Below are 13,376 nucleotides of genomic sequence, written 5' to 3' on the forward strand. Positions count from 1 at the left end.
TCCCTTTCTACCTCTTCACCTGGTCCCAACATGCAAGTCACACGACGCTTCCTGGCTCAACGCGGCCTCGCCCTGGCCGCCGGCGCATTGACCGCCGCCGCGCTGCCGATGGGCGCCTTCGCCCAGCAATTCCCGACCAAGCCGGTGCGCATCATCACGCCGTTCCCGGTCGGCGGCGGCCCGGACGGCGTCGCCCGCCTGGTGGCCGACAAGCTGTCGCGTGCCTGGGGCCAGCCGGTGGTGGTGGAGAACCGCCCGGGCGGCAACGGCTTCATCGCCATCGACGCCTTCAAGCGCGGCGCCAAAGACGGCACCGACATGGTCGTGCTCGACAACGTGCACCTGGCCGCCTACCCGGCCCTGTTCAAGAAGCTGCCCTACGACCCGGTGAAGGACTTCGACACGCTGCTGCCGCTGTTCAAGACCTACTTTTTCTTCACGGTCGCGACCAACAGCAAGTACAAGACCGTCGGCGACATCATCGCGGACGCCAAGGCCAACCCGGGCAAGCTCAACTTCGGCTCCTGGTCGATCGGCAACCCGGTGCACCTGGGCTCCGAACTGTTCGCGAGCACCGCGGGCATCAAGATGGAGCACGTGCTCTACAAGGAAACCACCCAGCTCTACACCTCGGTGTCGACCGGCGAGCTGGCCTTCGCGCTGGGCAGCGCCGCCACGGCGGGCCCGCTGCAGCGCGCCGGCAAGCTGCGCTTCCTGGCCGTGACCGCGCCGCAGCGCAACGCCAGCTTTCCGGACGTGCCCACGGTGGGCGAGTCGGGCGGCCCGAAGGGCTTCGAGGTCACGGGCTGGAACGCGATCGCGGTGCCGCCGGGCCTGCCGCCGGCGGTCACCGACAAGATCAAGAAGGACATCGAGACCGCGCTGGCCAGCCCCGACGTGCTGGAGAAGTTCAAGAGCTTCGGCTATGAACCCTTCCCGCAGACGCGCGACCAGTTCAACCAGTTCGTCAAGGCCGAGACGCAGCGCTTCGGCGACGTGATCCGCAAGGCGAACATCTCCCTGGATTGAGACCATGACCGCATTCACCAAGACCCCGGGCTGGCTCGACTGGTACGCGGGCCCCTCGAAGCCCCGCTTCCAGGTGCCGGCCGGCAGCGTCGACGCGCATTGCCACGTGTTCGGCCCGGGCGACCAGTTCCCCTTCGCGCCCGAGCGCAAGTACACGCCCTGCGACGCCTCGAAGGACCAGCTGTTCGCGCTGCGCGATCACCTCGGCTTCGACAAGAACGTGGTCGTGCAGGCCACCTGCCACGGCGCTGACAACCGCGCCATGGTCGATGCGCTGAAGGCGTCGGGCGGGCGCGCCAAGGGCATCGCCACGGTCAAGCGCAGCATCAGCGACGCCGAGCTGAAGGAACTGCACGAGGCCGGCGTGCGCGGCGTGCGCTTCAACTTCGTCAAGCGGCTGGTCGACTTCACGCCCAAGGACGAGCTGCTCGAGATTGCGAACCGCATCGCGCCGCTCGGCTGGCACGTGGTGATCTACTTCGAGGCGGTCGACCTGCCCGAGCTGTGGGACTTCTTCACCGCCCTGCCGACCACGGTGGTGGTCGACCACATGGGCCGCCCCGATGTCAGCAAGCCGATCGACGGCCCCGAGTTCGAGCTGTTCCTGAAGTTCATGCGCGAGCACACCAACGTCTGGAGCAAGGTCAGCTGCCCCGAGCGCCTGTCGCTCACCGGCCCGAAGGCCCTGAACGGCGAGCAGGCGGCCTACCAGGACGTGGTGCCCTTCGCCCGCAAGGTGGTCGAGAGCTTCCCGGACCGCGTGCTGTGGGGCACCGACTGGCCGCACCCGAACCTCAAGGACCACATGCCCGACGACGGCCTGCTGGTCGATTTCATCCCGCAGATCGCGACGACCGCCGAGCTGCAGCGCAAGCTGCTGGTCGACAACCCGACGCGCCTGTACTGGCCGGAGATCAAGTAATGTCGCTCGAGAAACCCTACAAGGACGTGCCCGGCACGACCATCTTCGACGCCGAGCAATCGCGCCTCGGCTACCACCTCAACCAGTTCTGCATGTCGCTGATGAAGGCCGCCAACCGCGAGCGCTTCAAGGCCGACGAGCGGGCCTACCTCGACGAATGGCCGATGACCGAGGCGCAGAAGCAGGCCGTGCTGGCGCGCGACCTCAACCGCTGCATCGCGCTCGGCGGCAACATCTACTTCCTGGCCAAGATCGGCGCCACCGACGGCAAGAGCTTCCAGCAGATGGCCGGCAGCATGACCGGCATGACCGAGGAGGAGTACCGCGACATGATGATCCACGGCGGCCGCTCGATCGAAGGCAATCGCCGCATCGGCGAGGACGGCAGCGCGCAGGCGCATCGGCAGCCGCAAGGCGCCGCAGGCAAGAAGGCAATATGAAAAGCCCCCACGCTCATCACTTCGTGTATTCGCTGCCCCCCGAGGGGGCGCAGGCCTCCTTTGGGGCGGCCCGGCAGGAGACCTGACATGGCACGCATCACCGCATCCGTCTACACCTCGCACGTGCCCGCCATCGGCGCCGCACTCGACCTCGGCAAGTCGAACGAGCCCTACTGGCAGCCGCTGTTCGCGGGCTACGACTTCTCCAAGCAATGGATGAAGGACAACAAGCCCGACGTCGTGTTCCTGGTCTTCAACGACCATGCCACGGCCTTCAGCCTGGACATGATCCCGACCTTCGCGATCGGCACCGCCGATTCGTACCAGCCGGCCGACGAAGGCTGGGGCCCGCGCCCCGTGCCTACCGTGATGGGCCATGCGCCGCTGGCCGCGCACATCGCGCAGAGCGTGATCCAGCAGGACTTCGACCTCACCATCGTCAACAAGATGGACGTCGACCACGGCCTCACGGTGCCGCTGTCGCTGATGTGCGGCCAGCCTGAGGCCTGGCCCTTCCCGGTGATCCCGTTCGCGGTCAACGTGGTGCAGTACCCGGTGCCCAGCGGCCGCCGCTGCTTCATGCTGGGCCAGGCGATCCGCCGCGCGGTCGAGTCCTTCGACGAGGACCTGAACGTGCAGATCTGGGGCACCGGCGGCATGAGCCACCAGCTGCAGGGCCCGCGCGCCGGCCTGATCAATGCCGAGTGGGACAACAAGTTCCTCGACCGCCTGATCGCCGACCCCGACGATCTCTCGAAGATGCCGCACATCGACTACGTGCGCGAAGCCGGCTCCGAGGGCATCGAGCTCGTGATGTGGCTGATCGCGCGCGGCGCCATGTCCGACGTCGCCGGCGGCAAGCCGCCGAAGGTCGCGCGCCGTTTCTTCCATGTTCCCGCGTCCAACACGGCCGTGGGCCACCTCATCCTGGAGAACCAATGACCAAGACCATCAAAGTCGCCCTCGCCGGCGCCGGCGCGTTCGGCATCAAGCACCTCGACGGCATCAAGAACATCGACGGCGTGGAAGTCGTCTCGCTGGTCAGCCGCGAGCTCGACAAGACGCGTGAAGTGGCGGCCAAGTACGGCATCGGCCACGTCACGACCGACCTGGCCGAATCGCTGGCGCTGAAGGAAGTCGATGCCGTGATCCTGTGCACGCCGACGCAGATGCATGCCTCGCAGAGCATCGCCGCGCTCAAGGCCGGCAAGCACGTGCAGGTCGAGATCCCGCTGGCCGATTCGCTCAAGGACGCGCAAGCGGTGGTCGACCTGCAGAAGGAAACCGGCCTGGTCGCGATGTGCGGCCACACGCGCCGCTTCAACCCCAGCCACCAGTGGGTGCACCACAAGATCAAGGCCGGCGAGTTCAACATCCAGCAGATGGATGTGCAGACCTACTTCTTCCGCCGCACCAACATGAATGCGCTGGGCCAGCCGCGCAGCTGGACCGACCACCTGCTGTGGCACCACGCGGCCCACACCGTGGACCTGTTCGCCTACCAGGCCGGCAGCCCGATCGTGAAGGCCAATGCGGTGCAGGGCCCGATCCATCCGGCGCTGGGCATTGCGATGGACATGTCGATCCAGCTGCAGGCGGCCAACGGCGCGATCTGCACGCTGTCGCTGTCCTTCAACAACGAAGGCCCGCTGGGCACCTTCTTCCGCTACATCGGCGACACCGGCACCTACATCGCGCGCTACGACGACCTCTTCACCGGCAAGGAAGAGCCGATCGACGTCTCGAAGGTGGACGTGTCGATGAACGGCATCGAGCTGCAGGACCGCGAGTTCTTCGCCGCCATCCGCGAAGGCCGCGAGCCGAACTCGAGCGTGGCCCAGGTGCTGCCCTGCTACCAGGTGCTGCAGAAGCTGGAACAGCAATTGGCATGAAGCACCCCCGATGCGCCTGCGGCGCCCCGAGTCGCCGCCAGAGGCAGCGGCTCTTCGGGTCCGTCCAAGCCTGCCCATGCAGGCTTGGAGCCGCGGACCTCAGCCCCTCGAGGGGGCGATACCGGCGGCCCGGCAAAGCCGGTTCCGCGGTATCCCTGGACTTGGGGAGTGACGGTTTCGGGCGTCGCGGGTCACGCGATCGCGTGCTGGAGCACTAGGATGAAACACGCTATGCACAAGCGACAACTCGGCCCGTTTTCGGTCAGCGCCATCGGCCTGGGCTGCATGAACCTGAGCCATGCCTACGGCGTGCCGCCGTCGGCGGCGCAGGGCGAGCGGCTGCTGCTGGCGGCGCTCGACGCCGGCGTGACCCTGTTCGACACCGCAGCGCTCTATGGCTTCGGCGCCAACGAGGAGCTGGTCGGGCGCGTGCTCAAGCCTCACCGCAGCGCCTTCACGCTGGCCAGCAAGGGCGGCATGGCCGGCGTGCGCGGCGACGACGGCACGGTGCGCCGGGTGATCGACGGCCGTCCGGCCACGCTGCGCAGCAATTGCGAGGACAGCCTGCGCCGCCTGCAGACCGAGGTCATCGACCTCTACTACCTGCACCGCTGGGACAAGTCGGTGCCGATCGAGGACTCGGTCGGCGAGCTGTCGCGGCTGGTGGAAGAAGGCAAGGTGCGCGCGCTAGGCCTGTCGGAAGTCTCGGCGGCCACGCTGCGCCGCGCGCATGCGGTGCACCCGATCGCCGCGGTGCAGAACGAGTATTCGCTCTGGAGCCGCAACACCGAGATCGGCGTGCTGCAGGCCTGCCGCGAACTGGGCGCGGCGCTGGTCGCGTTCAGCCCGCTGGCGCGCGGCTTCCTGTGCGATGTGCTGCATGACGTGTCGACTCTCGACGCCAAGGACATCCGGCGCGCAATGCCGCGTTTCTCGCCCGAGAACTATCCGCGCAACCTCGAACTGCTGCCGGCCTACACCGCGCTGGCGCGCGAGGCCGGCTGCACGCCGGCGCAGCTGGCGCTGGCCTGGCTGCTGGCGCGCGGCGAGCACGTCATCCCGATCCCCGGCACCACGAGCCTCGACCACCTGCATGAGAACCTGCAGGCCGCCGAGTTGCGGTTGACCCCTGAGCTGTTCGCACGGGTCGATGCGCTGATCAACCAGCGCACCGTGGTCGGTGAACGCTACGGCGCCCAGAGCAGTACCGAGGTCGATACCGAAGTCTTCGCGGATTGACGTCAGCGGCCTGGCCGCAAGCAGTTGCGCCAGGTCGGAGACGTTGACCTCTGAAGTCAGAAGCCCGTGAAGGCGCGACCAACCAAAAGCGCAGCCAACACCATCATGGTCAGGCCAACCAGACCGTCCAGCATCTGCCAGGCTCGCGGACGAGCAAACCAGGGTGCGAGCCAGCGCGCGCCATAGCCTAGAAGTCCGAACCAGAGCATGCTGGCCGTGCTTGCGCCGGCGACGAACCACCCGCGTAGCGCCCCGGGCTGCTGCGCGCCGATGCTGCCGACCAAGAGCACGGTGTCCAGGTAGACATGCGGGTTGAGCAGCGTGAAAGCAGCGGCCTGCGCCACGGCTGCACCCCGGCCGAAAGCCGCATTCCCTTCCGCTACCCGCAACTGATGCGGTTGACGTGCACGGCGAAGCGCCTGCGCCCCATAGACTGCCAAGAAGACGGCGCCAGCCAGCGCAAGCGCTCGCGCCAGCCCGGGACGTTCACCCAAGGCCTGCGCCATGCCCAAGACCCCAGCGGCAATCAGCGCCCCGTCTGCCACCGCGCAGAACAACACAACGGGTCCCACATGCTCGCGGCGCAGCCCCTGGCGCAGAACGAAGGCGTTCTGGGCACCGATGGCAACAATGAGCCCCAAACTCAGGGCCAGGCCCTGGATGAAGACCGGAAGCGCGAGCGAACCGGCGTCTGAAAAGTTCAGCATGGGCGAAGCTTGCCTGTGTGAGTCAATGAAGACAAACTATCTTTCCTAAGCTCGCTTTAGAGAAATTTACTTCATGTTGGACTATTCGGCGCTTTCCGCACTTTCCGCAGTCGTGCGAGAGGGGAGCTTTGAGCGCGCCGCCCGCGCCCTGAATGTGACGCCGTCGGCCGTCTCGCAGCGCATTCGGCTGTTGGAGGAGCGTATCGGTTGCGCGCTGGTAGTGCGGGAACAGCCGTGCCGTGCTACGGAAGTCGGCCGGCGCCTATGCCAGCACGTGGACCGCGTTCGCCTGCTGGAGCAAGACCTTGAAGGAGCTGTTCCAGCGCTGGCACCGGAGGGGATTGCACGGGTGCCGCTGCCCGTTGCGGTAAACGCCGACAGTCTGGCCACATGGTTTGCTCCGGCCGTTGCCGCCTTCGCGGCAAAAGCGCCGGTGCTCATGGAGATAGTGGTGGATGACCAAGACCATACGGCGGAATGGCTGCGCAGCGGCGCCGTGCTGGCTGCCGTGACCGGCAGCAGCCGTGCCGCCACCGGATGCAACAGCCGGCCATTGGGCTCAATGCGTTATCTGCCCGCCGCCAGTCCGGATTTCATGGCCCGTCATTTTGCCGACGGCGTCGGGGCGGGTAGTCTGGCCCGCGCGCCCAGCCTCGTGTTCAACCCAAAGGATGAGTTGCAGGCCCAGTGGGCACAGCGCCTGTGCCATCGGCACGTGGAACTGCCGCGGCACATCCTTCCGTCTTCCCAGGCCTTCGTGACCGCGACCTTGGCCGGCATGGGCTGGGGCCTACACCCGCAGGCGTTGATTGCGCCGCACTTGAAGGACGGCTCGCTCGTCGAGCTGGTGCCGAAGACACCGCTGGACGTCCCATTGCACTGGCAGCATGCGCGTGCAGCCTCAGCGCTTCTTGATGGCTTGACCCAGCACCTCGTCGCAGGCGCCCGGCGGGCTTTGTCGCCGCCCTGAATCGGCCCAGCTGATGATTCGCTTAGATCGTCTCGAAATGATCCCTGGTCGCATGGATCCTGAACTTCATCCCCGAGGGTTTCGCCCATTCGAGCAGCCCTTCCATTAGATCGCGAGATGTCGCCTCGTCCAGAATCAACTCGTACGGCCACAGTCCCACCGTCCCGTCGCTGATTGGCAGGTCCTCGCACGGAATCGAGCGCGTTTTTCGCCCAGGCGGAGCTCGACCGCCGGCTCAAGGCCTGAAGGACTTCATCGACAGGCGGGCTTGGCTGCCGCACATCCGCTGGCACTTGACCGAAAGGTGACCGGAATTTTCCGAGTGTTTGGATAAGAGACCAGTCGCTGCTCGTTTCCCACCTTGCCCACGGTAGCCTCCGAACCGGTTCGATCGAAAAAGGAGGCGTCCATGGCGACGGCAGCAAGCGGCAGCGACGAAGACGGATTTCAGAGGTGGAAAGAAGGCATCAACCGGGCCGGCAGCGATTGGGACGACTACGACCCGGAACTAAGGCGAGTGGTCCTGGAATACAACATCCATCTTCGTGACACGCCGCGCTTCGTGAATCTCGATTGGCGACTGGTCAAGGCCATGATGTGGGTCGAATCAGGGCCGCAGGAAGGCGCCTGGAAGGCCAAGCCGCTGCAAATTGGCGTAGCGGGCGATCCCGGCCTCCGGGCGCTCCTCTTCGGCGACGAAGGGAGCGAACTCATTGTGCCTCCGTGCTATGTGCTGAACGCCTCCAACGTGACGAAAAATCCGCGTATGAACATCGCCGCTGCCGTCGGCTACTTGCTCATGCGCATGGCCGACTATGGCTTCACCACGGTGCCCGACGACGCCAACGTATTTGACGTAACGGCGGGCGCAGGGGACAGCTTCAGTACGCTGGCACGAAGGAACCGCAGCACTGTCGAGACCATGCAGAAGCTGAAGGGATTCATGGCCTCAGAGTGGGACAGGTGCTGAAATGCCAGAGGGCGTCGATACGGAAGATCGTTGTTGACTGGAAGCCTTGGACCTTCTCAATGGTGGCAAGGCGCTACAACGGCAACGGCCAACCGAAGGGCGATCCGAGATATTCGATGAAGCCTGAATACGCGATGAATGCAGTCAGGCAGAGAGGTCCACGATGAAGGCCCTCTTCTCGGCATGCGTCGCCGCTCTCGCGTTGGGGTTCACGTCAGCTGCGCTCTCCGGTCCGCCTTGCGCGGGAAGCTATCCGAGTTGGGGGCGCGCATGTTACGGCCGTGTCAACATCACTGCCAAGACAATCGAATGGCAGGCGCAGTTCAGCGTCTGCAAGGCGAGCCCATACGAAGTCATCGCGAGCGACCTCAAGGGTGAAAAGCCCTTCGTCGCCTACAGGTTCAAGAAGCGCAGCAAGGCCTGTCTGTACGAGGTCATGGAGATCGCAAAGCAAGGCGGGGACCACTGGGCCGCGATTGGTTATCAAAGCGTCGAGGATTACCACCAGCGCCATGACGATCCGGGCGCTTCCGACTACTGCCCTCTGGGCCCGATGCCGTCGCAGCGCTGCAATCTCCCCTTCGTGCAAGAGAGCAAATAGCGAAGGCGGATCGCTTGAGCCAGGCACAACCCGAAGTCATCGTGCACCGCTGGGACAAGTCGGTGCCGATCGAGGACTCGGTGGGCGAGCTGTCGCGCCTGGTGGAAGAGGGCAAGGTCCGGGCGCTGGGGCTGTCGGAAGTCTCGGCGGCCACGCTGCGCCGCGCGCATGCGGTGCACCCGATCGCCGCGGTGCAGAACGAGTATTCGCTCTGGAGCCGCAACACGGAGCAGCTGGCGCTGGCCTGGCTGCTCGCACGCAGCGGCGACATCATCCCGATCCCCGGCACCACGAGCCTCGATCACCTGCACGAGAACCTGCAGGCCGCCGAGGTGCGGTTGACCCCTGAGCTGTTCGCACGGGTCGATGCGCTGATCAACCAGCGCACCGTGGTCGGTGAACGCTACGGCGCGCAGAGCAGTACCGAGGTCGATACCGAAGTCTTCGCGGATTGAGGCCGCGGCTCTCGGGCGGCAACGCTGGAGGGGCTCGGGCGCCATCGACGGGTGGACGAAGTCGTTCGGGCTGGCGCTTGGCGCACGAGCCCCTAGAATTCGCCCCCCGCCGATCTTTCGCCGCGCACCGCGGGCGCTTCGCCACATGCCTCACATCCTCGTCGACCGCCTCGTCAAGACCTACCGCATCTCCGAGCGCGATCCGGGCGTGATCGGCGCGATCCGGGGCGTGCTGCATCGGCGCCATCGGACGGTCGAGGCCTTGTCCGGCGTGTCGTTCGCGCTGGAGCGCGGCGAGCTGCTCGGCTTCATCGGCCCGAACGGCGCCGGCAAGTCGACCACCATCAAGATCCTCGCCGGCATCCTGCGCCCCGATGGCGGGCAGGTGGAGGTCGACGGGCGCGATCCGTTCCACGACCGCGAGCGCCACGTCGGCCGCATCGGCGTGGTGTTCGGCCAGCGCACCCAGCTGTGGTGGGACCTGCCGGTGGGCGAGGGCTTCGACCTGCTGCGCGACATCTACCGGGTCGAGCCGGCGCGCTACCGTCGCACGCGCGACGAACTGGTGGCGCTGCTCAAACTCGAGCGGCTGCTCGACCAGCCGGTGCGCCAGCTGTCGCTCGGCCAGCGCATGCGCGCCGAGATCGCGGCGGCGCTGCTGCACGAGCCCGACCTTCTGTTCCTCGACGAACCGACCATCGGGCTCGACGCACCGTCGAAGCTCGCAGTGCGCGACTTCGTGCGGCGCGCCAATCGCGAGCGCGGCACCACCGTGCTGTTGACCACCCACGACATGCACGACATCGAGGCGCTGGCCGAGCGCGTGATCGTCATCGGCCACGGGCGCGTGCTGACCGACAGCCCGATCGAGGCGCTGCGCGCCCAGGTGCTGGCCGATCGGCGCCTGGTGGTGGACTTCGCGGGCGCCGCGCCGGATCAGATCGACCTGCCCGGCGTCGGCCTGCTGTCGCGCGACGGGCGCACGGCGGTGCTGGGCTTCGATCCGGCGCGCGTGACCCCGCAGGCGCTGATCGCACGCATCGCCGCCGACCATGCGATCGAGGACATCCGGCTCGAAGGCCTGGCGATCGAGGAGATCATCGCGCGCTTCTACGCGATGCACGGAGCGGCCGAAGCATGAGCCGCCGGAGATGCCAATGACCTGGCGCGACATCGTCCGGCCTTACACCGCCGCCTTCGCCTCGCGCTTCCTGCAAATGCTGCAGTACCGCACGGCCGCGCTGGCCGGCTTCGGCACGCAGTGCTGGTGGGGCGGCATCAAGGTGATGGTGCTGGCGGCCTTCTACGCCGGCGCCGCGGCGGACCCGCTGCCGATGACGCTGGCGCACGCCATCACCTACACCTGGCTCGCGCAGGGGCTGCTCACGCTGCTGCCCTGGGCTGGCGACCCGGAGGTGGCACAGGCGGTGCGCAGCGGCTCGGTCGCCTACGACCGGCTGCGGCCGGTCGATGCCTATGCGCTCTGGTACGTGCGCAGCGCGGGCTGGATCGCTGCGCGGATGCTGCCGCGGCTGGCGCTGATGGCGGGCTTCGCGGCGGTGGCGCTGCCGCTGCTCGGATGGGGCGAATGGGGCTGGCAGCTGCCGCGCGACATCGGCGCCGGCGCGGGCTTCGTGCTGTCCGCCGCGCTCGCATGGCTGCTGTCGGCGTCGATGGTCATGCTGCTCAACGTGGCGGCCGTGGCGGCGCTGAACGAGCGTGGCATCAATGCGCTCGCGGTGCCGGTGGTGGTGGTGCTGTCGGGCAACCTGCTGCCGCTGGCGCTGCTGCCCGACGCCTGGCAGACGGCGCTGCTGCTGCAACCGCTGGCCGGCCTGCTCGACATTCCGATGCGGCTTTATTCGGCGCAGTTCACCGGGTGGCAGGCCCTGGGCGGCCTCGCGCTGCAGGTCTTCTGGATCGTGGCCCTGATCGCGCTCGGCCGGCTCGCCCTGGCGCGCACCATGCGCCGGCTCGAAGTGCAGGGCGGATAGGATGGAACACCCCCGAAGCGCCTGCGGCGCTGCCCCCTCAAGGGGGCGATACCGGCGGCCCGGCGAAGCCGGTTCCGCGGTATCCCTGGACTTGGGCTGCGCCGGTTTCATGTTTCGCGGGTCACGCGATGGCGTCGTGGACCACTGAGATGAACGGCGTGTCGCTTTTCTTCCGGTTCGTTGCCGCATCGGTCAAGGGCCAGGCGCGCTATCCGATGTCGGCGCTGCTGGTGACGCTGTCGCAGTTTCTCGCGACCGGCATCGAGGTGGTCGCGATCTGGGCGCTGTTCGATCGCTTCGGCGAGGTGAAGGGCTGGCGCATCGGCGAGGTGGCCCTGTTCTACGGCCTGGTCCACATCATGTTTGCGCTGGCCGATGCGCTGGGCCGTGGCTTCGACGTGCTTGGCACCGAGCTCCTGCGCACCGGCGCCTTCGACCGGTTGCTGCTGCGGCCGCGGTCGCTGGCGCTGCAGCTGATGGGGCACGACGTTCGCCTCAGCCGCTTCGGCCGGCTGTTTCAAGGCCTGCTGGTGCTGGTCTTCGCCACCCTCCAGGGCGGCATCGACTGGACGCCGCAAGCCGTGGTGCTCGCGCTGTTCGCCATCGCGGGCGGCGTGGCGCTGTTTCTCGGCATTCTGGTGCTGCAGGGCACGCTGGCTTTCTGGACCGTCGAAAGCCTGGAGGTCGCCAACGTCTTCACCTATGGCGGGGTGGAAGCCGGCCAGTTCCCGATGGCGCTCTACGCGCGCTGGTTTCGCCGGCTGCTGACCTTCGTGGTGCCGCTGGCCTGCGTGGTCTATTACCCGGGTCTGTCGATCCTCGGGCGGGTCGACCCGCTCGGCGCGCCGGCCTGGGTCGGCTGGGTGTCGCCGCTGGCGGGGTTCGCGTTCCTGGGGGCTTCATTCGCCGTCTGGCGGGTGGGCGTGAGGCACTACGCGTCGAGCGGGAGCTAGGGGTGTGCGGCGAACCACTTGTCGTGGATGCGCTCGTAGCTCCCGTCCCGGTAGATCTCGAGCAGGGCCTCGTTGATCCGTTTGCGCAGCGGGTCGCCGAGCGCCACCACGATGCCGTACTTCTCGGGCCTGAACACGGGGCCGACGACCTCCAGCGCGCCGTGGTCCGACCGGGCCGCCCAGTACCGCAAGGTGGGCGCGTCGAAGACCATGGCCTGCACGCTGCCACCCTTGAGAAGCTCGATGCCGGCGGCCGGGCTGGCAACCTCCACGAACGGCAGCTGCAGATGCGTCAGGTAATCGGCCGCGACGGTGCCGGGGACGGTCGCGACCGTCTTTCCTGGCAGGTCGCCCGGCCCGGCAATGCTCGAGCGCAGGCGTTGCACGGTCTGCGACGAGGTCACGGTCGCAGTCAACTGCGTGATCAGCACGATCCCCATCAGCCACACGCATGCGATCACGATGCGCCTGAACGTGCCCGGATCGCTGCGCTCGCCGTGCTCGCCGGTGGCGATGATCAGCACCGTGTTCCATATCTCGTTGCCCACTCCCGCCAGGTAGCCCTTGCCGAGATTGGGCTTGAAGGTTCGCTCGATGATCCAGAGCACGTTCGCCCACAGGAACACCAGGACGATCGCCGCCGCGAACAGCTTCCCGATGGCCATCCAGGGGATGGCTTGCAAGGTCGCGAGGATCGGGCCCTCCTCCTCGGCGCGGACCATGATCTGCAGGCCCGAATCGAAATACGACTGCGAGAAGTCGGCGACCTGCTCGCGTTCCGGCGTCATCACGATGGCCGAGATGGCGACGTCGGCGTCGCCGCGGCGCACGCTCTCCAGCTGGTCGGCGCGCGACCCTGCGTCGACCCAGGCAAACTCGACGCGCATCCGGCGCGCCAGCTCGCTCCAGAGGTCGGCGCTGAATCCCGTCACCTGATCCTCCCGCACGAACACGAAAGGCGCCACCGCGCCCGTCGCCACGCGCAGCGGACGGGGGTGTTCTGCCGCGGGCTCGGCGGCGAACGAAGGCGCGGCGCACAGCCACAGCGCCGCCCCGAGGAGTGCGAGGCCGGTGCATCGGCGCAGGCCCACCCCACCGCCGGGGCCGCTTCGGCTGCCACGGTCGATCGCTACGACCTTCTTGCATCCCTCTGACGGCGTTGGCATGTGGGACCACCTGGGTTGGAACGATGAACCGCGCACAG

Annotated in this window: 14 protein-coding genes and 1 pseudogene; 13 read left to right on the forward strand and 2 right to left on the reverse strand. The window is 67.2% G+C overall.

The genetic code is table 11. The features are described from left to right. The first annotated feature begins 30 nt into the window (after nt 1–30). The 6 genes from AC1DYK_RS14910 to AC1DYK_RS14935 all read left to right on the forward strand — a co-directional run bounded on the left by AC1DYK_RS14910 (nt 31) and on the right by AC1DYK_RS14935 (nt 5,522). Complete coding sequence (locus tag AC1DYK_RS14910) at nt 31–1,029, forward strand: Bug family tripartite tricarboxylate transporter substrate binding protein (protein ID WP_478167041.1); 999 nt, start codon at nt 31–33, stop codon at nt 1,027–1,029. Between the two features lie 4 nt (nt 1,030–1,033). Beyond that, nucleotides 1,034–1,951 (forward strand): amidohydrolase family protein, encoded by a 918-nt coding sequence (locus AC1DYK_RS14915; RefSeq protein ID WP_478167042.1) that lies wholly within the window; start codon nt 1,034–1,036, stop codon nt 1,949–1,951. Further along, on the forward strand, nt 1,951–2,391 hold the full coding sequence (ligA, locus tag AC1DYK_RS14920; protein ID WP_478167043.1) for a protocatechuate 4,5-dioxygenase subunit alpha: 441 nt from the start codon (nt 1,951–1,953) through the stop codon (nt 2,389–2,391). The genes AC1DYK_RS14915 and ligA overlap by 1 nt, the downstream gene beginning before the upstream one ends. Nucleotides 2,392–2,478: 87 nt before the next feature. After that, nucleotides 2,479–3,333 carry a class III extradiol dioxygenase subunit beta gene (locus tag AC1DYK_RS14925; protein WP_478167044.1) on the forward strand — a complete coding sequence of 285 codons (855 nt, stop codon included), beginning with the start codon at nt 2,479–2,481 and terminating at the stop codon, nt 3,331–3,333. Further along, complete coding sequence (locus tag AC1DYK_RS14930; RefSeq protein ID WP_478167045.1) at nt 3,330–4,283, forward strand: Gfo/Idh/MocA family oxidoreductase; 954 nt, start codon at nt 3,330–3,332, stop codon at nt 4,281–4,283. Before AC1DYK_RS14925 ends, AC1DYK_RS14930 begins: the two co-directional genes overlap by 4 nt. A 231-nt stretch (nt 4,284–4,514) precedes the next feature. Beyond that, the gene (locus AC1DYK_RS14935; protein WP_478167084.1) at nt 4,515–5,522 is read left to right on the forward strand and encodes an aldo/keto reductase; all 1,008 of its coding nucleotides are present in this window, start codon (nt 4,515–4,517) and stop codon (nt 5,520–5,522) included. 56 nt (nt 5,523–5,578) lie between these two features. Here AC1DYK_RS14935 and AC1DYK_RS14940 read toward each other — a convergent pair whose 3' ends face one another. Continuing rightward, nucleotides 5,579–6,229, reverse strand: a complete 651-nt coding sequence (locus AC1DYK_RS14940; RefSeq protein WP_478167046.1) for a LysE/ArgO family amino acid transporter — start codon at nt 6,227–6,229, stop codon at nt 5,579–5,581. Nucleotides 6,230–6,302: 73 nt separating this feature from the next. Here AC1DYK_RS14940 and AC1DYK_RS14945 point away from each other — a divergent pair, with 73 nt between their 5' ends. The 7 genes and pseudogenes from AC1DYK_RS14945 (at nt 6,303) to AC1DYK_RS14975 (ending at nt 12,172) form a co-directional block, all read left to right on the forward strand. Next, complete coding sequence (locus AC1DYK_RS14945) at nt 6,303–7,199, forward strand: LysR family transcriptional regulator ArgP (RefSeq protein ID WP_478167047.1); 897 nt, start codon at nt 6,303–6,305, stop codon at nt 7,197–7,199. A 409-nt stretch (nt 7,200–7,608) separates the two neighbouring features. Next, complete coding sequence (locus AC1DYK_RS14950) at nt 7,609–8,169, forward strand: LysM peptidoglycan-binding domain-containing protein (RefSeq protein ID WP_478167048.1); 561 nt, start codon at nt 7,609–7,611, stop codon at nt 8,167–8,169. A gap of 163 nt (nt 8,170–8,332) precedes the next feature. Beyond that, on the forward strand, nt 8,333–8,770 hold the full coding sequence (locus AC1DYK_RS14955) for a hypothetical protein (RefSeq protein WP_478167049.1): 438 nt from the start codon (nt 8,333–8,335) through the stop codon (nt 8,768–8,770). An 8-nt stretch (nt 8,771–8,778) separates the two neighbouring features. Then, nucleotides 8,779–9,225, forward strand: a pseudogene (locus AC1DYK_RS14960) (aldo/keto reductase); the annotation flags it as partial. 145 nt (nt 9,226–9,370) lie between these two features. Beyond that, the gene (locus AC1DYK_RS14965; protein ID WP_478167050.1) at nt 9,371–10,366 is read left to right on the forward strand and encodes an ABC transporter ATP-binding protein; all 996 of its coding nucleotides are present in this window, start codon (nt 9,371–9,373) and stop codon (nt 10,364–10,366) included. Nucleotides 10,367–10,382: 16 nt separating this feature from the next. Beyond that, complete coding sequence (locus AC1DYK_RS14970; protein WP_478167051.1) at nt 10,383–11,219, forward strand: ABC transporter permease; 837 nt, start codon at nt 10,383–10,385, stop codon at nt 11,217–11,219. A 149-nt stretch (nt 11,220–11,368) separates the two neighbouring features. Beyond that, nucleotides 11,369–12,172, forward strand: coding sequence for an ABC transporter permease (locus tag AC1DYK_RS14975; RefSeq protein WP_478167052.1), 804 nt, complete (start codon nt 11,369–11,371; stop codon nt 12,170–12,172). Here the strand turns inward: AC1DYK_RS14975 and AC1DYK_RS14980 are convergent. After that, on the reverse strand, nt 12,169–13,338 hold the full coding sequence (locus AC1DYK_RS14980) for a transporter substrate-binding domain-containing protein (RefSeq protein ID WP_478167053.1): 1,170 nt from the start codon (nt 13,336–13,338) through the stop codon (nt 12,169–12,171). The two genes, AC1DYK_RS14975 and AC1DYK_RS14980, sit on opposite strands and share 4 nt — an antisense overlap. Between the last annotated feature and the right edge of the window lie 38 nt (nt 13,339–13,376).

Source organism: Variovorax sp. P2_H12, from assembly GCF_056403395.1.

Excerpts from the sequence above, each read along its gene's own strand:
- AC1DYK_RS14910 (WP_478167041.1), top strand. The coding sequence starts at position 31 with ATGCAAGTCACACGACGCTTCCTGGCTCAACGCGGCCTCGCCCTGGCC.
- AC1DYK_RS14915 (WP_478167042.1), top strand. The coding sequence starts at position 1,034 with ATGACCGCATTCACCAAGACCCCGGGCTGGCTCGACTGGTACGCGGGC.
- ligA (WP_478167043.1), top strand. The coding sequence starts at position 1,951 with ATGTCGCTCGAGAAACCCTACAAGGACGTGCCCGGCACGACCATCTTC.
- AC1DYK_RS14925 (WP_478167044.1), top strand. The coding sequence starts at position 2,479 with ATGGCACGCATCACCGCATCCGTCTACACCTCGCACGTGCCCGCCATC.
- AC1DYK_RS14930 (WP_478167045.1), top strand. The coding sequence starts at position 3,330 with ATGACCAAGACCATCAAAGTCGCCCTCGCCGGCGCCGGCGCGTTCGGC.
- AC1DYK_RS14935 (WP_478167084.1), top strand. The coding sequence starts at position 4,515 with ATGCACAAGCGACAACTCGGCCCGTTTTCGGTCAGCGCCATCGGCCTG.
- AC1DYK_RS14940 (WP_478167046.1), bottom strand. The coding sequence starts at position 6,229 with ATGCTGAACTTTTCAGACGCCGGTTCGCTCGCGCTTCCGGTCTTCATC.
- AC1DYK_RS14945 (WP_478167047.1), top strand. The coding sequence starts at position 6,303 with ATGTTGGACTATTCGGCGCTTTCCGCACTTTCCGCAGTCGTGCGAGAG.
- AC1DYK_RS14950 (WP_478167048.1), top strand. The coding sequence starts at position 7,609 with ATGGCGACGGCAGCAAGCGGCAGCGACGAAGACGGATTTCAGAGGTGG.
- AC1DYK_RS14955 (WP_478167049.1), top strand. The coding sequence starts at position 8,333 with ATGAAGGCCCTCTTCTCGGCATGCGTCGCCGCTCTCGCGTTGGGGTTC.
- AC1DYK_RS14965 (WP_478167050.1), top strand. The coding sequence starts at position 9,371 with ATGCCTCACATCCTCGTCGACCGCCTCGTCAAGACCTACCGCATCTCC.
- AC1DYK_RS14970 (WP_478167051.1), top strand. The coding sequence starts at position 10,383 with ATGACCTGGCGCGACATCGTCCGGCCTTACACCGCCGCCTTCGCCTCG.
- AC1DYK_RS14975 (WP_478167052.1), top strand. The coding sequence starts at position 11,369 with ATGAACGGCGTGTCGCTTTTCTTCCGGTTCGTTGCCGCATCGGTCAAG.
- AC1DYK_RS14980 (WP_478167053.1), bottom strand. The coding sequence starts at position 13,338 with ATGCCAACGCCGTCAGAGGGATGCAAGAAGGTCGTAGCGATCGACCGT.